Below are 23,289 nucleotides of genomic sequence, written 5' to 3'. Positions count from 1 at the left end.
CCCACGTTGATTTCACCTGCTGGCATAAAGACAACAGACGCAATCACTACAGGAGCTTGGAGACACGCATCAACCGAACCTGCGGTGAAATGTTAAAGAGTGCACAATCAACTTACTATTTGAACCGTCTCTTGCTTTGCTGGCTGCATTGCGCTTAAAAACGCTGCAGCCTCATCTGGATGCTTGAGTCTGATAATATTCAGATGTTTCATGCCTTCTTCTGTCACACGCGCAGAGAGGTGTCGACGTGTTTGATGGTAGGTTTTTACGGTACTGATGAATCGAGAATCTTTACTGAAAAATGCCGTTTTCAACGTTTCTCTGTTACCCGCCCACATCTCTTTTCTGGTCACGACATTATTTACGGCGCTTCTTAGGGCCTGAGAGACCGTTCGGCTAAAGGAGTAATCCAGCCAAATGAGTGTGTCGACATCTGGCATGACCTCGCCACTGATGTGGTCGTAATTCCCATCCATGACCCAAGATGAAGAACGCATTGCTGTTTTGAGGTTGGTGACAAACTCTCTGCTTGGTGCTGTTTGCCAGTCAGGTCGCCAGTAATGTGCATCCATTTCTATGTAAGGCACATTTAACACCCGAGACAACTTTGCACTGAAATAGGATTTTCCACTGCCGTTAGTTCCAACGACCTTAATTCTAAGCATATGTTTTTATTTTCCAGAAGTTAGCGTGACCATTTTTCCGCTACAGTCAGGAAATTCAATAAAGCCAGAGATAAAATGCGAGCCAGACTATTTAGCGCACAAAAAAAGCAGGTATTTTCATACCTGCTTTTCGCGTTCACTCCCTCGATCACACGCTGACTAAAACGCGATTTCAAACAATTTCCAGGCACCATTTCCGTATGTACCCGATATGGTCTGTCCTCTGAAATAGGTTTTCACCTCACCATTCACATGTAAATTTACGGCATAGGCTGAATTTACAGTCAGTAAGAAATCGCGTCCCTCTAGCCTGTCTCCGCTCGGTAATCTGATATTGCTTGCCCAATTGCCATTGGACGTGACAAATTTTACTTCTCTGTAGTAGTCGTAAAGTTTGGCAACTTCCTCGGCATTTGAGGCAATGTTATTCAGATCAGCATTAGTCGACAGCGTGATTGATTCTGGATAGCGTTGAATCTCAATTTGTCCCGTCGAAATCTGACCGTTAGCATCAATAATCCGGTAGGTAAATCTGTCTTTTTCACCGATAGCTAAAACACTGTCTACGGTGTAAACAAGTTTATCCCGACCTGATGCGCTATCAGCTGGTTCGAAGCGAATCGTTCCGTTACGTGTGCTTGTTACGAAGTCGAGAATACCGATCTTGTCATTATTCGCATCGATATCATTGCTGAGAACATCAAGGACAATTTCTCGCTCTGAACCTTTGATCAGCACCTTATCAAATTTTGCATAAGGCGGGACGGGATGCGAGGGCGCTTGTCCATCACGATACGCATCTTTGAATTTCCAGCTTGCGCAACCTTTCATGACATCAGATTCCGGGCCACTTATTTTTGATAGCGGAATACTGTTACCCGACATAATGGTTGCCCCCTCAGGTGCTCCTCCTGTGTAGTGGCCGGAACCATGGTTGTGACCGATTTCGTGTCGGAAGACATGCCAAAACTCCGCGTATCCCGCATCAAAACTGTTGTACACAGCGCTGATTGAATGAGTGTTGCAGACAAATGCTAACCCACCACCAACTTGACCAATAGTGGCATAATGGTCAGAGATATTACCGGGGAACAAGCTGTCCACACGTGTTTTGGTCTTTGTCCATTCATTGGTGCCAGAAGCAGGGAAGGTTTCGTAAATAAGTACCTTGTCGATAGGGTGTCGCCAACTCATGTCTCGTAAATACAAGGCATCGGTAAAGTTAATGCTGGTCTCTGTTTTTTCTATGATAGAGCGGTCTTTCTGGAAACCAAGATTTGTCCAGCGGCTCGCATCAAGAATCAACGACAGGTCTGCCAATTTATAAGGGCTTGGTGCAGGGTCGGTCAGCGTTCCCATAGGTTGAAGAATCGTAATTGGCGGCGCTGGCATACGGTCCCAGAACGTCACATTTGTCGGCCTGCTTGCGTCGTAATCATCTTCTCTCGCTGCTGACGAGGGGTTTCCAATAATGTCATCATTAACACCACGGAAAAGTTGATATCGTAAATCACCGTTATGTAACAGCGTCGCGGCCATGAGTATTTCTGGTGCTGTCGGGCTGTAACCCGTGTAAGTTCTTACTTCTCCGGCGTCCAATGCTTCTTTAGTGCCATCAGATCTGACTCTGACCACCTCAAAGTCAGGCCCACGCTGAGACGTTTTGTGCAATTTAAAATAATCATTACGGCCTGGCAGCGTCACGACTAACTGCTCAGGTGGTTGCGCGGGATCAACCTTAATGGCTTTAGGCTGTTCACCATCGTCATCGTTTTCGAGCGTGACCAAGACACTCTTCACCGGTATTTCTACAAAACCGCCATCAGAAAGCGGATTTACTGACACACTGACCGTTGCTGTATCCGTTGTCGTTTTGTCATCGTCAATGCCAAACACTGACAGCGCTTGAGGCGTATTCCAGTTCGAGGGAGAGAATGTAATCTGAGATGGGGTTACTGTTGCCTCGTCGACATCATTACTTTCAACATCTACAATCACATCCGATTTAGGCTGCGCGGTTAACACGGCAGTAAATTCTCCGGCCCCTGCATTTTCAGGAATTGTCATTGCGGTTTTTGAGAGTCTGACATCGGCCAGATCATCGTTAACAACCGTCACGTTTACGAGCCTATCCTGCGCGAAACCGAATGAAAAATCGGACAAACGGCGATTAACGCTGACTTTGATTTTAGCCGTGTCGTTATCAACGGTATCGTCATCGATTGCCGTTAATGTCACAGTCTGCGGTGTGTTCCAGTTACTTGATGTGAATGTCAACTGCGCCCGTGATACCGTCACCTCATCGGGTAAATCGCTAACAATATCAAGCACGACACGGTTAGACGGCCTGTCGGTCAAAACAACATCGATGACAGCTTGTCCGCCATCTTCCTTCTCAATGTCCACCTCTTTCTTATCGACAGTGAAACAACCTGATAGGAACACAGTGATGAGCAAAAGCCATCGATATCTTTTATGTTTTATATATTCCAAAGCTACCTCCAAAAAAAAGTAAAAACGCGCAGTGGATGCAGTGAATTGCATTCGAGATATGCATACTTGCGCGCAATGACCTTTTCATGGGTGCAACTTAACCGGAGTTTATCCGGCCAAAAAGAATAGAAATTTCTCAAATAATTAAGTATGAGATACACGCTAAATAATGAGACTTGAGCAATGTCTAAGTTGAACGACAGTCAGATAGAACCTTGTATCACTTAAACCAAACCGCACGTTCATTTGCAGTAATGTAAGTCCAAGCCAATATCCTAGTAACCTTTTGACCTTGAACCATTTCAATCACACGAATGTCTTCGACGCCCTGATTTTTCAGGTTTTTCTTTGCTATTGGCAGGTTTTCTTTCTTCGATATTAATGAGGTAAACCACAGGCATTGTTGAGCAAATACCTTACTCTGCTCGATCATTTTTTCAAGAAAAGCGGCCTCCCCTCCGGGGCACCAAAGTTCAGCTTTCTGGCCACCAAAGTTAAGAGTGGGTTTCTCACCTTTGTTTATAGATATATGCTTCGGAGAAGCACGATTTTGCGTTCCTTTTTTCATCGCATTGGCCGACAGATTTCTTACTTTTCTTGCTGATCCCGCCATTGCTTCGGCCATAGAAGAATGAAACGGAGGATTACACATAGTGAAATCAAGTCGCTGATTTTGGGTTATCACACCTATGAAGATATTTTCAGCATTTTTTTGCAGGCGGCAATCAATCATCCCCCTGAGGTTCTTGTTGTTTTCTGCAATGAGTTTCGCGCCTTTGACCGAAATAGGATCGATATCAGTGGCTTTAAACTGCCAGCCGTATACCGAAGCGCCGACGATGGGGTATACACAATTCGCCCCAGTGCCGACATCAAGCCCCCTGACCTTTTTGCCCCTTGGTATTTCCCCTTGATGGCTCTCTGCCAAAAGATCGGCAATGTAGTGAAGGTAATCGGCGCGACCGGGAATGGGTGGGCAGAGATAGCCTCAGGAATATCCCAATGTTCAACACCATAAAACTCGTGCAGCAAGGCCTTGTTGAGCATTTTTACAGCATTTGGTTCAGAAAAATTCACCGAGAGATCGCCGAAAGCGTTCGTTTCAATATAAGGTTTTAAATCTGGGCAACGTTTAGCAAGCGCCTCAAAGTCGTAATTTTTTCGGTGAGGGTTTCTTGGGTGCAGCCCTTTCTTCGTCGGTGTTTTTTGCGAACGAGATGAAGAGGTCGCCTTTTTTGGCAGTTTTTTGGAAAAGTGGGCTGGCTTTTTATTGTCTGAACGCCCAACAGAGACCGAAGCACCTCGTTTGGGGTTATTCTTTTTGTTGCTTGTATTGTTATCAGAGGACGTTTTCTTTGTGGTCGTTCTTTTGGGAGTAGCCGAGCGCATTTCATTCACCGGAGGTCAATTAAGGCAGGCATTGTACCTCTAATCCCCGCGCAGCGGGAGCGTTCAGGAAAATATCGCACTCATTACATTTTACCCAAGTAGACACATGTTTGGTATTCAAAACTCAAAAATCCTTTCTGCTTATATTTTTCAAAGAGGGCTTTCATCGCCTTTGTCAAAGTTGAATACGCCTCGCTGCCTTCATCGGGGCAATACGATGAGGAACGAAGACGTCCAAGAAGCTGTTCGAAATCCATCTGTTGATGGTGTGGAAAGATTTCCTTCCCTTCAAAGTGCGCAAAGAACGCTTCAACCTCAGCATCTTTGATCTGTAAATGCGTCACCTTGGCATAGTCAGATGCGTATTGCTTCAAAAGGTTGTCATAATCACGATGAAATGCTGATCTCAAGTCTCGCTTGTTCCATATCACGGCAACGAGACCATCTGGTCGTAAAATACGCCTAAACTCTTTCTGACTTTCAGCGTTATTGAACCAGTGAAATGCTTGCGCTGCAGTAATTAAATCAACAGAGCCTGATGGAAGTGACGTGGCTTCAGCGCTGCCTGCCAAATAATCGGCCTGACCAGCTCCAAGGCAGCTGAACGCATGTTGTCATTTGGCTCAATGCCAACAGCAGAAAAACCGGCAGACGACAGTTGACGGGTAAAAATGCCTGTTCCACTGCCAATATCCGCGACCTGATAACCACCCGCGCATCGCTTCAGCAATAGCTCTGCAACAGCATCAGGATAATCAGGCCGAAATTGCACATAATCATTTACCTTGTCGCTAAATCTCACCTTTGGATCTGTCATTGTTATTTCTCTGTTATGTCGACAAGCATGAATACTCATAGCGTTTAATTTCGTAAACGATCGGCGCGAACTAATCGGGAAACCACTGCTTCAGCTTTTCTTTCGCTTTGTTGCCATGCTCGTCTTTGATGTAGACAAGCACAGTGGCAACAGCAGCAGCAAGTACTCCCAAATCATCAGAAAAACCAGCCACAGGTGTGATATCAGGTATCGCATCGAGAGGGGCAATAAAATAGCCCAACGCGGAGAAAATAGTCACCTTTGCCCATTTCGGCGTGTCATCGTCCAGTGCTGAATAATAGAGTTTGAGAGCCTGCTCCAGCACATCTAGACCCGCACGCTGGGCGACGGACTTTGCCTTCTCCCAGAACCCTTCTTCTGAGTACTGTTTCAAAAATGTACTTTTTGCTTGTTCATTTTCATCAGATGGCTTTTTATCTTCCATGTCTATTGCCCCCTTTGAGTGGATTCATTCAGAAAACGTGATCATTTGTGACTGGTATTTTTCGTATCAGATTCGCTCAACACAGACGTATACTGTTGATAAAATGAGAACTAATTCACATCGGCAATATTCCCCATCCGAGTCTGACATAGTCTGTTGTAACATCATTTAACTATCTGACAAAAATGTGACCAGAAAATAAGGTTTCTGGTGTCCAGAGCTACCTGTAACGGCAGAGTTAGTTCGTGTAAAACAGGAGTTAGCATGCAACTTTGGGTAAGTGTACGCCGTTGGTTTGTTGCTACGTTTAATGACCTAAATGGAAAAAACCTCTTTATTCTGCTGATGTTCCATGTAATCACCAGCTGGATATTGCTTTATCTCGCCGATGAAGTGGCGCTGACATCGGATCTGACTAATTACATTTATTATCTCTTGGTGACCGCATCAACGGTGGGCTATGGCGATATGTCTCCGGCAACACCGGCTGGCAAATGGATCGTCGCCTTGTATGTCATACCAGCTGGTTTGGGTATTTTTGCTGCCGCTGTAGGGCGGGTCGCCACAACACTGATTGAATACTGGAAAAGTGGGCTAAAAGGAAGAAGGAGCATCAACGTGTCACAACATATGTTAATCCTTGGCTGGAATGGCCAGCGCACCATGGATCTCCTCGAAATGTTGCTCAGAGAAGAAAAGCAACGTCGTATCGTACTCTGCGTCCGCCCTGAAATAGAAAACCCGATGCCGGGGAAAATCGAATTTGTTCGCGTTGCCAGCTTTACCGATCCAATAGGGATGACAAAAGCAGGCGTCGCTGAGGCGGCGTGTATTCTTATCGACAATGAAGAAGATGACACGACGCTCGCCGCTGCGCTGTTTTGTGCGAGTCAAACCCTGATGCCCACATGCTGGCCTATTTTCACGATCCAGCCCTCAGCAATCTGCTCAAACAACACTGTCCGAATGTTGAGAGTATTCCGTCGGTCGATATCGAAATGCTGGCGAAAGCCGCACTTGACCCTGGTTCATCGGCACTCCACCACGAGCTGTTGAATACCACTAAGGGACAAACTCAGTATTCAGTCTACTACCCTGCTTCAGCGGGAAAGACTACCATCGGTGATCTTTTCATGACGTTTAAGGAGCAGCATGATGCCACGCTAATTGGCATGGACACGGGGAATGGGCTCGAAATCAATCCAAAGCTAAATGTCGAAGTCAGCCCCAACTCGCAACTCTTTTACATTGCAGATGAGCGTATCCACGACTTTAACTGGTAAGCCATTTCACGTTATTTCAAAAGGAAATTGATATGTCTGAACTCGCATCTTCATTGGCTAATCTCACAGACTTTTTGCTGTATTTTGGCCTGTCGATTGTGTTTCTCCTGTTGTTTAAAGCGATCTATACCCGTATTACGCCATATCACGAGTGGCATCTGGTAAAAGAGGAACAAAATACAGCCGCTGCCTTAACGCTATCTGGTGCGTTTATTGGATACAGTATTGCCATTGCAGGCGCCGCCAGTAACTCGGTCAATTTGTTAGATTTCGCAGTATGGGCAGCGGTCGCCCTTGTGGCTCAAATCGCTGCTTTTTTTATAGTTCGTTTTGGTTTTATGCCGAAGCTGGTTGAACGCATTCAAAACAACGAAATTCCAGCAGCCATGCTTATGGGTGCGATGTCTGTTGCCATTGGTCTACTTAACGCTGCTTGCATGACGTACTAGGAGGCCAAGATGAAAAGAAGCACAAATGTCATTCGGCCAAGGATGAGGAAGTCATGGGCTCCCATTTATCCAGCCGTCACGGTTGCTGCATTCACGGCATTAACAGGTTGCAGCGAAGAGACTGAACAAACTGAAATCTTCGAGGCTGTTAGAGATTGTATCGACAACAATCCCACGATCAGCGCTCAATGTCATTCGGGATATGAAGATGCACTGGCTCAGGCATCAGCCGTTGCACCAAAGTTCAGTTCATACGAAGACTGCGCCTATGAGTTTGGGTTAGACACCTGCTACCGTGATGACGACAACGGTTGGTTCATGCCTGTCATGGCGGGATACATGTTCGGCAGGCTTTCGGGTTCAGACAGGTACTATGCGAGGCCTATGTTCAGCTCAAGCTATCCGGGCAGCAATTATTACGACGAGTGGGTATCTGATGACGGTTACAGCTTTGGTAAAAAGAAGCGTAAATCTAAATTCAATGTCGCAAAGTCATTTCTCAGAACCAAGCCAGTAACGAAAACCAAAACACTGTCACGTGGCGGTTTTGGCTCTATGTCTGCGTCGAAATCAAGTTTTGGTAAATCATCAAGCTCCCGCAGCTGGGGTGGATAACACCCACCTTACTAACACTTTCTCTGTCGCCTCTTGTAGGCGACTATTGCTCCAAAGGATTGGCATGCTTCGCGTAAACACTCGCCCACGATCTAATTGGCACCAGCTCGCTAAAGAATACGGTTTTGGCTTCCACACTATGTATGGTGAGCCGTATTGGGATGAAAGCGCCTACTACCAGTTCAACCTGAAACAAATTGAAGAAGACATAGAGGCACCAACCGAAGAAATCCATCAGATGTGTCTCCAAGTGGTGGATAAAGTGGTGAGAGATGACGAATTGCTCCGTCGGTTTTGCGTTCCCGAAGCCTTTTGGGATTCAATCCTCAATTCATGGAAGCGCCAAGATCCTTCATTGTATTCACGTATCGACTTGGCTTACGACGGGCAAAGGCCGGCGAAGCTGTATGAGAATAACGCTGATACACCAACCTCAGTCTATGAAACCGGATTTTGGCAATGGGTGTGGTTAGAGCAGAAAGTGGACAGTGGAGAACTCAGAAGGGATGCTGACCAATTTAACTTACTCCAAGATTTGATGATAACTCGGTTCGCAGAACTTGCCAGGCAACAACCCGGGCAAACACTGCATTTTTCCTGTTGCTACGATACGGTGGAAGACCGCGAAACGGTCCAGTATATGGAAGACTGTGCCAAAGAAGCGGGACTCTCGACAGCATTTGTGCATGTTGAGGACATCGGTATCAATGACCTTGGTGAGTTTTGCGATAAGCAGAACCGAGAGATTCGTTGGATGTTTAAGCTATACCCTTGGGAATTTATGTTTGAAGAAGAGTATGGAAAACATCTGACCAAAACGACCACGAATTGGCTTGAACCTCTATGGAAGAGCATCATCTCCAATAAAGCTTTACTGCCGATGTTGTGGCGTATGTTCCCAAACCATCCTAACCTTTTACCTGCGTATTTTGCTGACGACAAGGCTGCGGCTACGTTAACTGATTATGTGAAAAAGCCCCTTTTCTCTCGTGAAGGTGCCAATATATCTGTTTACCGGGATGGTATTAAAACATTAGATTCGCAGGGTCCGTATGGTGAAGAAGGCTACATTGTTCAGGCCTACCATCCGCTACCAAAATTCGGCGACAACTATACATTGATCGGTAGCTGGCTAATTAATGGCGAAGCGGCAGGTATATCCATTCGTGAGGACAGCTCAGTCGTTACGCAAGACCTATCTCGTTATTTACCACATATTATTATTTAGTTGAATTTCTTGCCCGATCGGTCAAAAAGTAAACTACCATCATATTCGGTCTATATTTTTAGATTTTTTAATTTAAACAAGGAAAGGTTGGACCATTAATTTATGGTAAATCGTTATTAATATAGTGGTAGCATATGAAAATTAAAATAAAGGAATTACTAAAGAAGCATTAGAGAGATTTTATTTATTAATCGAAGGGCAAGTAAGATTTGATTTGAGCTTTCTCGCCGGGACTAAACACCTAGCAGGCTTCGCATCATTAAATGGATACTTTGATGACGTTGAGTTATTAGCGGGACAAGCCACGATCTCAACAGCAACAACAATGTTTGTGGCAGTATTACTTTCCATCGATACGAGAACATTTAAGTCGATATATGACGAAGAGTTAAGTCTTGTTGTAAAAATGTCGAATAATCTCGCGAGAAATCTATATCTTACCCAAAAACCATTTCATTTATCCTGAGTGAGAAGACCGATATCAGGCTTTGCGTCATGCTTTTATCTTTAAAAAATACAAAAGAGGTTGCCGAAGGAGAAAGCCTTCCGGTCACTCAGCAGGAGCTCGCAGATCTGATGGGGGTATCTCGTCAGACACTGTCAAAGAACTTGTCGTTTCTAAGTCGTCGAGGTTGGATAGAACTTAAAAATAAAAGAATCAATATTATCGATGCCGATATGATGCGAGGATATATCATTGTCTCCGGGGTAGATGTATTAGACATAATTAAATAATAATTAATAGAATCAAAAAAATAATGTCTTAATTACTAATTTATAAACCATAAACTTAAATATTAAACTTGTTTTATATCAATTGTTTTATTTATTGATTCGTGCCACATAATCTTACTAAAGTCTAATTGAATAAGCTGGTATGTAAAGAATTTTACATCAATGATGTTAAATAGTAAATGATGTAAGTTGGGTAGGAAAAAAGGCCGGATATCCGGCCTTTTTATTTTTTAGTTTATCGATAATGCATGTGAAATATTTTTTTGCAAAATGCTTCCTAGCTCTTCTCCATTACTCCCGACAAACGCCCCTAACCTGCCATCTAAACGACAGCCATTAAGTGACTTGTTCCAGACATAGTCAAAGAGGGTATTCTCAAATGAAGCCATATGGTCAGAAAGGCATGTGTTATAAGCCCAATAATTAGTGCGGTACTCAATATCTTGATTGAGCAGGTTTATGGCCTTCTCTGCAGGAAGCGCTTCAAACATTGCTCTGTATAGGGCAAGCAAATTAGTTGGTCGATCTAAATAGGTGTCAGCCTCAAACTCAATCGCTTCAGCGAGTATCCCAAACCGTTGCTTCATAGCTGTTTGTAATGCGCTGTGTACCTGTTGAGGCCAATCTGTTTTGTGTTTTTCTGCGTGTAAACGAAACACATTGTTTTCATCAGCATGCTGAACATCGCCATAGTTAATCGCGACAACAACCTGGTGCCTTGTCGCTGGATCTCGCTCTGAAATAATGTGGTCGCACAACATTTGAAAAGCGGCATAGGGTTTGTTCTCACTGCCATCGGCGAGCGTAACAACAAGATCAATGAGTGGCTGACCGTATTCGTCACGTTCATCCAATAACGCACCAATTTCCATCATCAATGAAGTTTGACTGTTGCTACCCGTCATCCATGCAGGGCAATCCCAAAGAGTTAGGTTATTCAATTGATAGGGAATAATATTTTTATTGTTTTCTTCTAACACTATCGTAGGAAACATCGCATTGATTGCTGCATTTTTTGTCTCAGCCGACTGGCTGACAAACAAAATATTCAGTGCACTGCTCTCTACCTGTTGCAGACGATGTACGAAGTCAGTTTTCTTGCTGTCGTCAAATACGGGCGAATGTTGTATTTCAGCTATCACTTTCCCCAGTAAATTGGATGATGCGTTCATTATTGTTCCTCTTGTACTCACTTCCCTGCAGGAGGAAGCTCCCTCCCAATGTCTGCCAAACGCCAGATCAAAGTAGATCATTTGACAGCCTTAATGTGTTCCCAATACTTTGTTGGATTATTTTCCCGGCGGCTTGGCCATTAAGTTCTGCTCGCTCCCCCAGCCTGCCTCCCAGCCTTGCGCCATCGTTGAATTCTGTAAAGAAAGTAGCGAAGAGGCTGTCCTCAATTCTCGCGAGATATCGGCTTTGCTTGTCATGAGTACTCAGGCTTTTCTCACCCCATACCAAAGAACGGTTAAACAACATTGGACGCTTTTCATGGTTAAGTTGTTTTGTCATGACAGAAAGCAGTTTGATCAGATTAAATGGCGCACCAGTGTCAGGGTTTGCTGCGCAGAACACAGGCCTTACATCGAGACCAAACTTATCAATCATTTGATAACGGAATGAAGCAGCGACAACATCCATGCAGAGTTCCCCGTCAGAGACACAGTGTCGGCTTGAGCCAATATCAGACAGTGAACGAGAAAGGTTATCCGCTTTATTCCCCAGCACCATCAGGCGATTCTCGCCAAATCGTCCCAATGAAGGCAAAACCCAGTGATTCAGCGTCGACACACAAGAATGAATATGCATGGATGACGCGTCAAAAACAGCAACGACCAGATCAATCAGTGGTTTGCCATTTTTGTCTGTTTCTTCGAGTAAAGAACGCACTTGATAACGTTTCTGATGGTCTTTGAATCCGTCACCAGATATCGCACAGTCCCAGATGACCATTCCATCAGCACTTCTTCGGGTCACTGAGTCTGATCGTCTTTGGCTCAGTGATAAAGTTTCTTCAGCGTGAGGAAGCTTTTTAAATAGCGCATCTACTGTAGACGTGACACCCACACCTTCTTCACCGATGAACAGCATGTTGATCTGGCTACTCAAAGACGATGAGAGTATTTCCTTAAATCTTTCTTTGGTGTTGTCGTCAAGATGATTGTTACGCAATACCTGCTGCCGAATGTCACTGACAAACCCGCCATCTCCGAAACTTGGCATAATCAACGTCATGTTCAACCGCTCCCTGTCGATTAAATTCCTGATGAAGTGCAAACTCTGTTGCTGTTTTCATACTATAAAGTTCGGCCTTCTCATCAGGTGTCTCTAAAGTGATACGGATAATCAATAAGAAACGTTTGTATAGTGAAGTATTCAGGTGATACACAAGAGAATGAGATGACAGAAACAAGAAAAAGCGCAGCAGTTCAATAAGATAATGCTTAGCGGCTGGAGACGATAAAAGTTTTCGCTGATAGGCTTAATCATCGATTAATTCAGAACGACACGTTATTTTTTCTCATCTCAGTACTCACTCTGTCACGTAAGTGGTATAACGCATTCAACACCAAGGCAGGACAAGCTCTGACAGAAAAACCTGTCTTGTAGATACAATTATTTGACAAGGATTTGCGTATTTTGCAGTTACTCAATACAGAATGTTTGGGCAAGAGCCTTAGACTGGAAGCTTCGATGGCCGGATGGCAGGCACTTTACTGGGACAACCAACTCGTTTCCCAGCTTGCCGCAAGCGTGGATAATGAAGGTGATAAAACGCACATTTTCCAGCTACAAACACCTAACGGACTGGTCAACGTCATACTGTCTTCGCAATTGCAGTGGCAACCCTTCTCTTTCAATTACACCTTGAGCGTTAATCAAAGTGTCGTAGAAGAAGGCATCAGAAATGAAAAAGACATTGAACAGCAACCTGTTGTTCACCAAAAAGCCGCAAAGAAAAAATTCAGTGTCATTAGTCTTTTCTCTCTGGGTTTCAAACTGCTCAAAAGCGCCAAAGTCATCAAGGTGCTTTTCGCAGGTGCCAGCCTCGCTGCATACTCTTGGTTTTTCTCTCTCGAATTTGCGCTGGCGTTGATCGCCTGTCTTGTCGTCCATGAGTACGGACATATTCGTGCAATGAAGTATTTCGGCATGAAAACCAAAGGAATTTATCTTATTCCTTTTTTAGGCGGCTCGCCGTGAGTGAGGACAGGATAAATACCCGCTGGCAAAACGTGGTGATCTCTATCATGGGGCCAACATTTGGCCTGTTTATGTCACTTGCTTCACTTATCGCGTACTGGGTCACTGGCAATATATTCTTTGCCGGAATCGCCAGTTTTAACGCATTACTTAACCTTTTCAACCTGCTACCCATCGTGCCACTCGATGGCGGACATATCCTTAAGAGCATCAGCTTTTCAATGAACAATAAGGTCGGGCTTATCGCATGTTTATTAGGCGCGGGATTAGGGGTTTACATAAGCTATGCCTTTGGCTTTGCATTTCTCGCTGTCATGCTGTTAATCGGCAGTTTAGAAATTTTCTCAGAATGGCGTACAAGACATCAGTCAGATGTTTTACCTCTCGACAGATATGGTCAGATATTCAGCACCGCCTGGTACTTGGCACTTGTCGGAAGTTTGGTTGCGGTCATTATGCATCTGGCAAGTTCAGGCGATAAAATCCTCGCCATCCCAATGATTGTGCTGCAAAGCTAGCCACGGTAGAGAGATAGAACGAAAAGCGGCGGTCATTACCGCCGTTTTTTATTGCGCGGCCGACACAAGGTAAAACAGACAATCGTCGATAGCAATTCTGGGGTTTGTGGTGATCATGAAAAGGCGAGAGTCTTCTTTAAGCGTTAATCGGCCTCGGCTATAGTTAAAAATGCGTCCGCTTCGCAGTCAGATAGACCGTTAACGACGGTTAACGCATCAAGTTTTTTCTTGCCTAGCCAGCCTATTTGCGTTCCTGCTTTCAGCTCACCAAAATTCAACTTATCAACGTCTTTGCTGAGTACTAAATCTACGTCATCAACTTTTCGGCTGTGATAGCAAATCGTTTTACCCGCAGCCAATTTAACCCTGACTGGGTTATGTAAAATATCCATATCGACTTTCGGCCTTGAACGACGGATATTGATTTTAGTCAGAAATCGCTGAAGGCCCTCCAGTGCAAACTGATCAGCCCCTTCATCTTGCAAACCACCGCACTCAATTGTCACAATCGGCTGCCCCGGGCGACTTAATTCCATTAACGCCCCGAGATGGACTGAGGTATGAAGAAATTTATCGGTGAATAAACTGGCAATGACCTGATGCTCGTGGTCGTCTGACAACGCGACGGCAAAGGGGGGGCTATCGCCAGACGTGTTGTGTAAATCAACCACGGCCTCCGGTGAGATCTCATTGATTTTGTCTTCGATTTCACGCGCTAAATGATAACTCAAGCTATCTCCGGGACGACCAAAGCATCGGTTCAGGTCTGGCTTATCAACCAAATGGCGAAAGCTAAATACAGGGTCCTTCAAGGCTGCATCAAGATTAGCGATACAAAAGTGCGTGGTCACAGCGCAGGCAGGAGGGCAATTGAGCAACTGCCAGATGGCTCGAACACCGGAGGGCTCGTTGCCGTGTAACAAGGTCACAACAACACGGTGGCGGGACTCATCTTTCCCTTGCATCGTCAGCCAGCTTGGTCCAGGCAGGCTGCTCAACCATTGTTCAAATCCTGCTTTTCGTTGCTGCTCATTAGGCAGCCCAACCTCATGTAGTTTCACCAAAAAGTCTCCTCGCTGTGGCCGTTAATAACGATCAATGCACAATCCAATCTGATACTGGTTCACCCGACATGCAATTAGCTCGATAATCGCTGAACATACTGCTGAGTGCCTGATAAGAGCTCTGCATTTGCTCATAATGCGCGAGAGAAGATAGCTGCCACACCGCGCCTGTTTGCTTGGTCATTATTCGGCGTTCAATAACCGCAATCCATTTGTCTGCTTCTTTTCCGTCAATCCCTATTTCACGCAATCCATTGGCTGCGCCATCTAACAGAGGCAGTAGAAGATCCGTAACCGGGTATTCACGCACAGAGCCAGTGCTCGCACCCCAAATAAATTTAGCGTCTATCCCTGCCCTTGCCGCGGCAAAAAAGTTGTGACGCGCAAACTCAAAAGGCAACATATCCATCAGGAATTCAATATTATGGCGGAAGTGTTGTGCAAGCCCAATACTGAGAGCCGCATTAGCGAGCATATCTATTGTGGTGGGCCCTGCGGGCAAGCTTCTAAGTTCGATACGCATGTGCCCACCATCAGCCTGATCATAAACAGGCCGATTCCAATACCAAATCGTACTTTGATGAAGTCTCAATGCTCTCAGTTCTGGACTTTCGCTTTCTCTTTTCTGTGTGTGTCTGCGAGCAGCCGACTTTAGTTCAGGAGACTTAAGGGTGTTATCCGACCAGTCTGGAAGTAAAACAGGGAGAAGATGAATCCCCTGTCTGAATAATTCGATGGCACTGTTTCGCAAATAACCTTGACCGAATGACGCCCTGCAAGGAAGGTGGGCTTCACGCATGGGATTGCGACAATCAACAGACTGAGTAAACAAAGGAATACGCGTTTCATGCCACAGCTTTTTGCCAAGAAATGTGGGAGAGTTAGCGCCCATGGCCAATGAAAACGCCGATGATAATTGTATTGCGTTATACCAAGAGGCGAACTCGTCAGGGTTAACCCTAACATGAACCTGGAATGAGGTATTCGCTCCCTCAATCGTTGCTTCTTCGACATCCATTGAGAGGCTGTCAAAGCCTTCAATTTCGATGTGAAAAGGTTGCCCACGACACTGCCGCAGCACTTTTATCAATGCCTGATAACGCGGGACGTCGGTCATATGCCCTGCGTCAAAATCGGTTTCGAGCAGTGTCGGCAAAATACCAACAGGTGTTATTTTCACACCATCATTATCGACCAACTCCTGTAACGTCAAAATGCGCTTATCCATCAGGGTTTTCAGCCGGGAAAATGGCTTGCCCTTCACCGGAACATAGGGACAATTGTATTCGACGTTAAATTTGTTAATTTCGGTTGTCAGAAACGGATCTCTTGCCAATGAGAGCACTTTGTCGTTACACGGGATCGGCCGATTATTGATGTCCGTCAGGTACAACTCCAGCTCTGCGCCAATTGTCGACGGTCCTTCCCCCCAACCTTTGGATGACAAAAGTCGTTCTAACGTTTCAAGATCATGACGCAGCTCATTAGCAAACCGAGTATGGTCTTTATCGTCAAAATCAGATTTATCAATGTCCAGTCCCATTGCGCCAAATCCGTCACTAAACACACTTAAAACAATAGAACAAAAACAACGACTTCGGCGCTCGTTAAGCACTTAATAGAATATTCAGAATTTGAGGGAACCTGATTTCAAGTAAAAGCACTAAGCGAGTTGTTATATAAGAAAACAATTAATTAGTTCTGACTTTTTATTACAAAACATCATTTACGGAGTATTTTCTATGGCTATGGTAGCAGCATGCGGCGGCGCGGCGGCTGGTGGAGCAGCTCTGGCAGGAGGCGGCATACTTGCAGGTATCGCCGGATTAGCGGCACCGCTACTCCCGATAGGCTGTTTAATTTTAGGTGGAGGCGTCATTGCAGGTGCTGCGGCATTGGCAGGTTCAATTTTTTCAGGTTTATTTAAGCCGAAACCGGAAGTGCCTGAATGCGAAACCCCACCAAAGCCTTGTCCACCCAAACCCTGTCCACCAAAACCTTGCCCGCCTGAACCCTGCCCGTGGCACGGTTACTACAATAATGGAATGCAGACTCAAGCTCAGCATTGTATGCAACAAATCCAGTATTTCTATTACATGCAAAGAATGGAAATGATGATGCGCATGCAATGGATGATGCAGCAACACTGTTTTTCTTATACTCCATATAACCATCATGGTTATGGCGCGAAGTACTAAAAACATCAAAAGAGCTACTGAAGTAGCTCTTTTCTCCTCTTTAAGCCTTATCAAAAACTAAATGTAAAACTACTTGAAATAATTGCCATGAAAGTATAAAACACTGTTTCATATTTTATCTTAGTAGCACGATAGTCAGGCATAGTTAAGTTCATCAACTTTTTCGACCTACAACCAAATGCTCTCTCCCTGTAAGCAACAGCGAAACCCATTTTTATCATTTGGAGATTAAAGGTATGAAGCAGTTACTCATCGCATTGACGATTGGTATTTTGTTGCAAGGTTGTGGCGGTGGTGCTGATGGAAGCACTGATGATATTTTTGCTAAAGACCCGAGGGCCAACTATCAGCCCGAAACAGCATTTTTGAAAGATGAATACACAGACTTGAAGTCCTCTCGCGCCGACGGCTTTGCAATAGAAAATACAGCCCGTGTTGTCATTTCATCGTTAGATCATGCTTACCAAGTTGTACAACACGCTTTCGGTGACGATGCCGCGGGATACCAGTTATTCAGAAATCGCCTCATGCAAGAAAAAGACTTCACTTTAGGCGGAGACTTCGGGCAACTTTCAGCTAAATATGACTCAGAGCATGGAAGCATCACGATCACAGCAACAGAAAATGCTGGCGATATTGAGGTAAAGGAAACAGCGCACGACATCATCGAGAAAATGATTGCTGGCAAAGGTGTGAAGCAGGATTACTCACTACCAGAGAGAAATAAAGGAGCATTCACTTTCGTTCTTTATCCAACCTCATCAAAGGTTACTTATACCCAAGCGAACGGTGACTCTTTCTTCTATCAGAATGAACCAATAAATATTACGAACGACTCCAATGAGCAAAAATTCACAATGGGAAAAGTCACTCACCCGCGAAACGCCGGAGTTGGGGCGTTTAAAGATGACATGACTCAGTCAGTTTTTAAAGCAACTACAGGCATTGCCGACTCAATCCGTACTATCGACTCAAAAATAAACGGGAATTGGTGCCACACAGAAAGCATTGATGAACTGAGGTTTAACCCTAAAAGTATGACTCTGAGCTAAGCGTTAACCAAATAAAACGGGCTGACAGATGTCAGCCCGAAAACGTCGTAGTTAGTTCGCGGTTATTTTTTCGCGACCAACGTCGGCTTGAACATCGGCTGTGTACGTGCTTTGTTGTTTTGCTCGTAAGCATATGCGATGTCAATTAGGCCTTTTTCACTGTATGCCAGACCAAAGAAAGAAATACCGACAGGTAGCCCGTCTACATCTCCCATTGGAACGGTGATACTCGGATAACCAGCAATCGCAGAAGGGCTTGATGAAGCCGCTTCGAACTTGTCGCCATTCACATGGTCAATCAGCCATGACGGCGTGCTCGTCGGCGCGACAAAGGCATCAAGATTCAAGTCAGCCGCAATTTTGTCTAACCCCTCCACTTTACCGTACTGCTCGATGGTAGCCTGCGCATCAACATATGCTTTTTCTTTGAGATCGCCTTTTGATGCCGACATTTCAATCAGCTCTTGCTTAAACAGTTCGATGGTTGACGGGTTCGATTTATTGAATTCAACCAGTTGATCGATAGTCTTCACTTTTACCGCGTCAGGTGTCGTCGCAAGGTATGCGTTCAAATCATGTTTGAATTCATGCAGCAACACTTCAAACTCTGCCTGACCAAGCGCTTCTTCCTGTGGCATTGCAATACCGCGCACCAACACGGCACCTTGTGCTTCAAGGTTCTTCAGTGCTTTCTCAAAAACGGCTTTCACAGGTTCAGGGAAGCGATCGCCATGTTGCGTGACGCCGATACGCTTGCCTTTCAGGGACACTTTTTCCAGACCCATCGTATAGTCAGCTTTCGCATTTTTGTTAGATGGATCAGCCATCGCACCCAGTAAGATTGCCGCATCTTTTACCGTACGCGCCATCGGGCCTGCAGAATCCTGCGTGTGGCTGATAGGTACAATACCTTCTGCTGGAATCAGGCCAACGGTCGGTTTAATGCCCACAATACCACTGTGCGACGCAGGACAGACGATTGAACCATCTGTTTCAGTACCGACAGCAAACAGAGTCAGGTTTGCAGAAACGGAAACCGCTGAGCCAGCGCTTGAACCACAAGGGTTGCGATCAAGGAAATAAGGGTTTTTGGTTTGTCCACCCAACTGGCTATAGCCACTGGAGCTTTTGAATGCTTTAAAGTTCGCCCATTCACTGAGGTTGGCTTTACCCAATACGATAGCACCGGCCTCTTCCAACAGCTCAACCACGGGTGCGGCTTTTTCTTTTACATTGTCTTTCAGTGCTAACGCACCGGCGGTTGTTGCCAAAGGCGCTTGAGTGTCAATGTTGTCTTTCAAAACAACAGGCAGGCCATGAAGCGGCCCACGCACTTTACCCGCCTTTCTTTCTGCATCGCGCTCTTTTGCTATGGCAAGGGCATTCGGGTTAAGCGCAAGAATAGCATTTAACTCCGGGCCAGCATCATCGACAGAAGCGATGCGTTCAAGGTAGTAAGTGATCAATGCTTCGGAAGTCAGAGAGCCATCGTTCAGCTGCTGGCTGATCTGGTCATAGGTTGCTTCTTCAATTACTGGCTCGCTTGCCATTGATGGTGCAGACAACATCAGACCGATTGCCGCCGCTAGTAGATGTTTTTTCATTTTGCCCCCAGAGTTAGTTTCATTTGTAATCACTTCTATAACAACCTGCTTTTGTTGGTCTCAGCAAATCAGAACCTTAACTTTTCGGTCGTTATTAAATAATGCCTGACTTTTGTGACTCGTTTTCACTGATTGGTTGCGATGCATTCGACTAATGTTAAACATTTCAGGCAGCGCTTTTTGTCTCGTCTCCGGTTTGTTAGACTCCGTGCTCTTTTCCTCTTCGGGTAGCCTCAATGTCTGACAGCGTTTTCCACCTCCTTTCTTCCACCCTGCGAAACACACTCGACACTCAGGGATATACGACACCCACCCCTGTTCAGAGCGAAGCTATCCCAGCAGTGCTTGAAGGCAGAGATTTGATGGCAGGTGCACAGACTGGCACAGGAAAAACCGCGGCGTTTGCGCTTCCCCTCATTCATAGGCTGCTTGAAGAACAGAGCGCTCAAACCTGTGTATTGGTTGTTACGCCGACCCGTGAGTTAGCTCAGCAAGTTTATGAGAAGTTTGTCGGGTATGCGGCTAACACACAGATCAACGTCACCGCCTTATATGGTGGCGCCAATATTAATCCGCAGAAAAAAGCGCTGGAGAAAGGCGCTCAGATTGTTGTAGGTACACCCGGTCGACTGCTTGATCACCTTCATATTGGTACGCTGAATTTGTCCTCGGTACATTCGCTTGTGCTTGACGAAGCTGACCGTATGCTCGATATGGGTTTTATCTCTGACATTAAGAGGCTGATGAAGAAAATTCCTTCGGAACGTCAGACACTTTTCTTCTCTGCCACTTACCCGAAAAATGTCACTAATCTGGCTTATAAGCTACTCAAAGATCCAGTAAGAATTGATATTGCCGAGACGAATTCAACAGCAGAGACAGTTGAACAAAAAATCCACCCTGTCGACAAAAAGCGAAAACGCGAACTTTTGTCATTTCTGATTGGCAGTAAGAATCTACAGCAGGTGCTGGTTTTTACCAAAACACGCCAGAGCACGGAAAGCTTGGCGAAGGAACTCGTACTTGACGGCTTAGAAGCAGAAGCAATCCATGGTGAAAAAACACAGGGCGCAAGAAACCGTGCGCTTGAAAACTTTAAAACAGGTAAAACCCGAGTGCTTGTTGCCACTGATGTTGCGGCACGCGGCCTTGATATTCCCTCGCTCGATACGGTATTCAACTTCGAGCTTCCTCATCAACCTGAGGATTATGTTCACCGAATTGGCAGAACCGGGCGTGCAGGCAAAAGTGGTGTAGCGATATCACTGGTCAGCAGAGATGAGGAAGGCATGTTGGCCGCTATCGAGACGCTTATTGACCAACGCATTCCACAAGAGTGGATACAAGGTTTTGAGCCGGATATGAATGCAGAATATGAGCATCGCGAAAAACGTGGCGGTCGTGGAGGCGAGAAACGTCGCCTGAAGCGCCAGCTACAAAAGAAAGCGGGTTACAAGCGCAAATAATAATTCCAATGAGGTGCATAAAGCTTGGTAAGCAAAACAAAGGAGGCGGTTGCCTCCTTTATTCTTCGTCATTCATTTAGACCATATTTATTGCTCATTACTATCCTCAACAGGCATTACACCGAGCGTCGACTTCTTCTTAATCCACCCCATTTTGCTTACCAACTGTTTGATTAGTGGTAACAAAACGACAAAGATCGAGATACACATAATGGTCAATGTCAGTGGCCGCTCCCAGAGGAATGAAAGACTTCCATCAGAGATAATCAAGGCCCTACTGAGGTTGTTTTCCATGATCCCGCCAAGAATAAATCCAAGCAGCATCGGCGCCATAGGGAAATCCAGCAAACGCAGGAAAATAGCAATCACGGTAATAATCACCATCATGTGAATATCAAAGGTGTTAAAGCTCACCAAATAGACGCCAGTGATGGAGAAAAACAAAATCAGAGGTATCAGGATTGGCCGTGGAATAACCAATAGCCGCGAAATATACGGAATCAGTGGCAAGTTCAGGATCAACAGCACGAGGTTACCGAAGTACATCGAAATTATGACTGACCAAAATACATCTGGGTTATCGACAAACAAGCGAGGACCGGGCTGGATACCGTAAGCAATCAACGCGCCGAGCATGATCGCCGTGGTACCGGAGCCGGGTATACCTAGGGTAAGAAGAGGCACGAAAGACCCTGTCGACGCCGCATTATTTGCCGTTTCCGGTGCAGCCAACCCCCGTAATGCCCCCTGCCCGAATCCTTTCTTCAGACGGTTTGGCGCAATATTTCGCTCCATACCGTAGGCAAGAAAAGAAGCAATTGTTGCTCCCGCTCCGGGTAATACACCGACAATGAATCCGAATACCGAGGACCGGGCAACCGTTGGAGCGACTTCTTTTATTTCCTCTTTCGTCAGCTTCATGCTCCCGAGCGCGGCCATGTCCATTTCCGGCTCTTCTTCCTCATGCTGACGACGGAGTACCGTCATTATCACTTCTGCGAGTGCGAAGGTTGCCATAGCAAGCAGTAAAAAACTGATACCGTCAACCAAATCAAGATTGTTAAACGTGAACCTCGGTGCCCCTGAAATCACATCGGTTCCTATGGTTGAAATCATCAATCCAAACACCGTCATGCTCATGGCTTTAAGCACTTTGCCTTCACCGGAAAAAGCAGAAACAGCGGTTAGCCCCAGAATCATCAGCGCAAAGTAGTCACTGGACTGAAAGCTTAACGACACCGTTGCCAACGCGGGTGCAGCAAACAATAAGACAATCGCACCTATCGTTCCGCCCGTGAACGAACTGTATGCAGCCAGTGCCAGTGCTTTACCGGCCTGTCTTCTTTGGGCCATTGGATAACCATCGAATGCAGTGACGACTGTGCTTGCGCAGCCTGGCGCATTGATCAGAATTGATGATGTCGAACCACCGAATACAGCCCCATAATACACACCCGCCATCAAAATGATGCCCGACGCAGGGTCAAGCCCATAGGTGATGGGGATCATCAGTGCTACCGCAGAAATTGGCCCTAAACCCGGTAACATGCCAATAAAGGTACCTGCAAAGCAGCCCACCACCACCATCATGATGTTGAAAGGCATAATCGCGGTCGACAAACCTGTTGCTATTCCATCCCACATATTCTTAGCCTCCCAGCAAGGTAAACAATCGGCCCGGAGCCAAGTAAATGTCGAGGAGTTTGGCCAAAATGAACCAGATACTCACCGCAAAAGGCACCGATGCGATAAATAATGTTTTGACCCGTCGTTCGCCCAACAGCCAATAACCGCTGATAAGAAAAAGAATGGTTGCCAGTGCAAAGCCAACCCACTCCAGCGCAAACGCAAACGCCACCACCAGTGCCAGCAATTTCGCGACAAGAATGAAATCAAGACCGTCTACATTGATTCTGTTACCAACGCCTTTTTGCGCTGTCGCGACCATCAACACACCCAATAAACCGCCAAGATACGACAGCGCTATGGGTAGAGTTTGCGCGTGAAAAGGTTCATATTGATGCCGCCAGCATCATTTCCTGTTGTTGATTGTTAAAGTCTCTA

Annotated in this window: 18 protein-coding genes and 4 pseudogenes; 9 read left to right on the top strand and 13 right to left on the bottom strand. The window is 45.6% G+C overall.

Annotated elements, in window-relative coordinates:
• Positions 1-107 precede the first annotated feature (107 nt).
• The 6 genes and pseudogenes from CS022_RS02010 to CS022_RS01985 all read right to left on the bottom strand — a co-directional run bounded on the left by CS022_RS02010 (position 108) and on the right by CS022_RS01985 (position 5,809).
• Entirely contained in the window at positions 108-665 is a 558-nt protein-coding gene (locus tag CS022_RS02010; RefSeq protein ID WP_129120881.1) for a P-loop NTPase family protein, read from the bottom strand.
• A gap of 159 nt (positions 666-824) precedes the next feature.
• Complete coding sequence (locus tag CS022_RS02005) at positions 825-3,158, bottom strand: Ig-like domain-containing protein (protein ID WP_129120880.1); 2,334 nt, start codon at positions 3,156-3,158, stop codon at positions 825-827.
• 220 nt (positions 3,159-3,378) lie between these two features.
• Positions 3,379-4,547 (bottom strand): annotated as a pseudogene (gene rlmF, locus CS022_RS02000) (23S rRNA (adenine(1618)-N(6))-methyltransferase RlmF).
• An 83-nt stretch (positions 4,548-4,630) separates the two neighbouring features.
• Positions 4,631-5,119: a methyltransferase domain-containing protein gene (locus tag CS022_RS01995; RefSeq protein ID WP_129120879.1), complete on the bottom strand. Its 489-nt coding sequence runs from the start codon at positions 5,117-5,119 to the stop codon at positions 4,631-4,633.
• Entirely contained in the window at positions 5,068-5,364 is a 297-nt protein-coding gene (locus tag CS022_RS01990; RefSeq protein ID WP_129120878.1) for a methyltransferase domain-containing protein, read from the bottom strand. The genes CS022_RS01995 and CS022_RS01990 overlap by 52 nt, the downstream gene beginning before the upstream one ends.
• Before the next feature lie 70 nt (positions 5,365-5,434).
• Entirely contained in the window at positions 5,435-5,809 is a 375-nt protein-coding gene (locus CS022_RS01985) for a YkvA family protein (RefSeq protein ID WP_129120877.1), read from the bottom strand.
• 264 nt (positions 5,810-6,073) lie between these two features.
• Between CS022_RS01985 and CS022_RS01980 the strand changes: the two are divergent.
• The 5 genes and pseudogenes from CS022_RS01980 to CS022_RS01960 all read left to right on the top strand — a co-directional run bounded on the left by CS022_RS01980 (position 6,074) and on the right by CS022_RS01960 (position 10,119).
• Positions 6,074-7,092 (top strand): annotated as a pseudogene (locus tag CS022_RS01980) (potassium channel family protein).
• Positions 7,093-7,124: 32 nt separating this feature from the next.
• Positions 7,125-7,541 (top strand): DUF350 domain-containing protein, encoded by a 417-nt coding sequence (locus CS022_RS01975; RefSeq protein ID WP_129120876.1) that lies wholly within the window; start codon positions 7,125-7,127, stop codon positions 7,539-7,541.
• Between the two features lie 9 nt (positions 7,542-7,550).
• The gene (locus CS022_RS01970; RefSeq protein ID WP_129120875.1) at positions 7,551-8,156 is read left to right on the top strand and encodes a DUF1190 domain-containing protein; all 606 of its coding nucleotides are present in this window, start codon (positions 7,551-7,553) and stop codon (positions 8,154-8,156) included.
• A 64-nt stretch (positions 8,157-8,220) separates the two neighbouring features.
• Positions 8,221-9,384, top strand: coding sequence for a glutathionylspermidine synthase family protein (locus CS022_RS01965; RefSeq protein WP_129120874.1), 1,164 nt, complete (start codon positions 8,221-8,223; stop codon positions 9,382-9,384).
• A gap of 495 nt (positions 9,385-9,879) precedes the next feature.
• Complete coding sequence (locus CS022_RS01960; RefSeq protein WP_129120873.1) at positions 9,880-10,119, top strand: helix-turn-helix domain-containing protein; 240 nt, start codon at positions 9,880-9,882, stop codon at positions 10,117-10,119.
• Between the two features lie 230 nt (positions 10,120-10,349).
• Here the strand turns inward: CS022_RS01960 and CS022_RS01955 are convergent, their stop codons facing one another.
• Both CS022_RS01955 and CS022_RS01950 read right to left on the bottom strand, forming a co-directional pair.
• Positions 10,350-11,291: a hypothetical protein gene (locus CS022_RS01955; protein WP_129120872.1), complete on the bottom strand. Its 942-nt coding sequence runs from the start codon at positions 11,289-11,291 to the stop codon at positions 10,350-10,352.
• Positions 11,292-11,358: 67 nt separating this feature from the next.
• Positions 11,359-12,354: a GTPase family protein gene (locus CS022_RS01950; protein ID WP_129120871.1), complete on the bottom strand. Its 996-nt coding sequence runs from the start codon at positions 12,352-12,354 to the stop codon at positions 11,359-11,361.
• 405 nt (positions 12,355-12,759) lie between these two features.
• On the opposite strand from CS022_RS01950, the pseudogene CS022_RS01945 reads away from it, so the two are divergent.
• Positions 12,760-13,841, top strand: a pseudogene (locus CS022_RS01945) (site-2 protease family protein).
• 143 nt (positions 13,842-13,984) lie between these two features.
• Here the strand turns inward: CS022_RS01945 and CS022_RS01940 are convergent.
• Both CS022_RS01940 and CS022_RS01935 read right to left on the bottom strand, forming a co-directional pair.
• Positions 13,985-14,902, bottom strand: coding sequence for a M14 family metallopeptidase (locus tag CS022_RS01940; RefSeq protein WP_235869195.1), 918 nt, complete (start codon positions 14,900-14,902; stop codon positions 13,985-13,987).
• A 34-nt stretch (positions 14,903-14,936) separates the two neighbouring features.
• Positions 14,937-16,448, bottom strand: coding sequence for a glutamate--cysteine ligase (locus CS022_RS01935; protein ID WP_129120870.1), 1,512 nt, complete (start codon positions 16,446-16,448; stop codon positions 14,937-14,939).
• Between the two features lie 199 nt (positions 16,449-16,647).
• Here CS022_RS01935 and CS022_RS01930 point away from each other — a divergent pair, with 199 nt between their 5' ends.
• A complete protein-coding gene (locus CS022_RS01930) occupies positions 16,648-17,103 on the top strand; it encodes a hypothetical protein (protein ID WP_129120869.1) in 456 nt (151 codons plus the stop codon).
• A 236-nt stretch (positions 17,104-17,339) separates the two neighbouring features.
• A complete protein-coding gene (locus CS022_RS01925; protein ID WP_129120868.1) occupies positions 17,340-18,155 on the top strand; it encodes a hypothetical protein in 816 nt (271 codons plus the stop codon).
• A gap of 62 nt (positions 18,156-18,217) precedes the next feature.
• Here CS022_RS01925 and CS022_RS01920 read toward each other — a convergent pair whose 3' ends face one another.
• On the bottom strand, positions 18,218-19,759 hold the full coding sequence (locus tag CS022_RS01920) for an amidase (protein ID WP_129120867.1): 1,542 nt from the start codon (positions 19,757-19,759) through the stop codon (positions 18,218-18,220).
• Between the two features lie 236 nt (positions 19,760-19,995).
• On the opposite strand from CS022_RS01920, the gene CS022_RS01915 reads away from it, so the two are divergent.
• A complete protein-coding gene (locus tag CS022_RS01915; protein WP_129120866.1) occupies positions 19,996-21,225 on the top strand; it encodes a DEAD/DEAH box helicase in 1,230 nt (409 codons plus the stop codon).
• A gap of 87 nt (positions 21,226-21,312) precedes the next feature.
• Here CS022_RS01915 and CS022_RS01910 read toward each other — a convergent pair whose 3' ends face one another.
• Both CS022_RS01910 and CS022_RS01905 read right to left on the bottom strand, forming a co-directional pair.
• On the bottom strand, positions 21,313-22,869 hold the full coding sequence (locus tag CS022_RS01910; protein WP_129120865.1) for a tripartite tricarboxylate transporter permease: 1,557 nt from the start codon (positions 22,867-22,869) through the stop codon (positions 21,313-21,315).
• 4 nt (positions 22,870-22,873) lie between these two features.
• Positions 22,874-23,227, bottom strand: a pseudogene (locus CS022_RS01905) (tripartite tricarboxylate transporter TctB family protein); the annotation flags it as partial.
• Between the last annotated feature and the right edge of the window lie 62 nt (positions 23,228-23,289).

This window comes from Veronia nyctiphanis (genome assembly GCF_004116385.1).
GTDB classification, from domain to species: Bacteria; Pseudomonadota; Gammaproteobacteria; order Enterobacterales; family Vibrionaceae; genus Veronia; species Veronia nyctiphanis.
This window is presented reverse-complemented; position numbering and strand designations above follow the sequence as displayed.

Bases quoted from the DNA above. Each gene is read 5' to 3' on its own strand.
- CS022_RS01975 (WP_129120876.1), top strand. From the start codon at position 7,125: ATGTCTGAACTCGCATCTTCATTGGCTAATCTCACAGACTTTTTGCTG.
- CS022_RS02010 (WP_129120881.1), bottom strand. From the start codon at position 665: ATGCTTAGAATTAAGGTCGTTGGAACTAACGGCAGTGGAAAATCCTAT.
- CS022_RS01990 (WP_129120878.1), bottom strand. From the start codon at position 5,364: ATGACAGATCCAAAGGTGAGATTTAGCGACAAGGTAAATGATTATGTG.
- CS022_RS01925 (WP_129120868.1), top strand. From the start codon at position 17,340: ATGAAGCAGTTACTCATCGCATTGACGATTGGTATTTTGTTGCAAGGT.
- CS022_RS01960 (WP_129120873.1), top strand. From the start codon at position 9,880: ATGCTTTTATCTTTAAAAAATACAAAAGAGGTTGCCGAAGGAGAAAGC.
- CS022_RS01970 (WP_129120875.1), top strand. From the start codon at position 7,551: ATGAAAAGAAGCACAAATGTCATTCGGCCAAGGATGAGGAAGTCATGG.
- CS022_RS01915 (WP_129120866.1), top strand. From the start codon at position 19,996: ATGTCTGACAGCGTTTTCCACCTCCTTTCTTCCACCCTGCGAAACACA.
- CS022_RS01935 (WP_129120870.1), bottom strand. From the start codon at position 16,448: ATGGGACTGGACATTGATAAATCTGATTTTGACGATAAAGACCATACT.
- CS022_RS01950 (WP_129120871.1), bottom strand. From the start codon at position 12,354: ATGACGTTGATTATGCCAAGTTTCGGAGATGGCGGGTTTGTCAGTGAC.
- CS022_RS01910 (WP_129120865.1), bottom strand. From the start codon at position 22,869: ATGTGGGATGGAATAGCAACAGGTTTGTCGACCGCGATTATGCCTTTC.
- CS022_RS01965 (WP_129120874.1), top strand. From the start codon at position 8,221: ATGCTTCGCGTAAACACTCGCCCACGATCTAATTGGCACCAGCTCGCT.
- CS022_RS01920 (WP_129120867.1), bottom strand. From the start codon at position 19,759: ATGAAAAAACATCTACTAGCGGCGGCAATCGGTCTGATGTTGTCTGCA.
- CS022_RS01985 (WP_129120877.1), bottom strand. From the start codon at position 5,809: ATGGAAGATAAAAAGCCATCTGATGAAAATGAACAAGCAAAAAGTACA.
- CS022_RS01930 (WP_129120869.1), top strand. From the start codon at position 16,648: ATGGCTATGGTAGCAGCATGCGGCGGCGCGGCGGCTGGTGGAGCAGCT.
- CS022_RS01955 (WP_129120872.1), bottom strand. From the start codon at position 11,291: ATGAACGCATCATCCAATTTACTGGGGAAAGTGATAGCTGAAATACAA.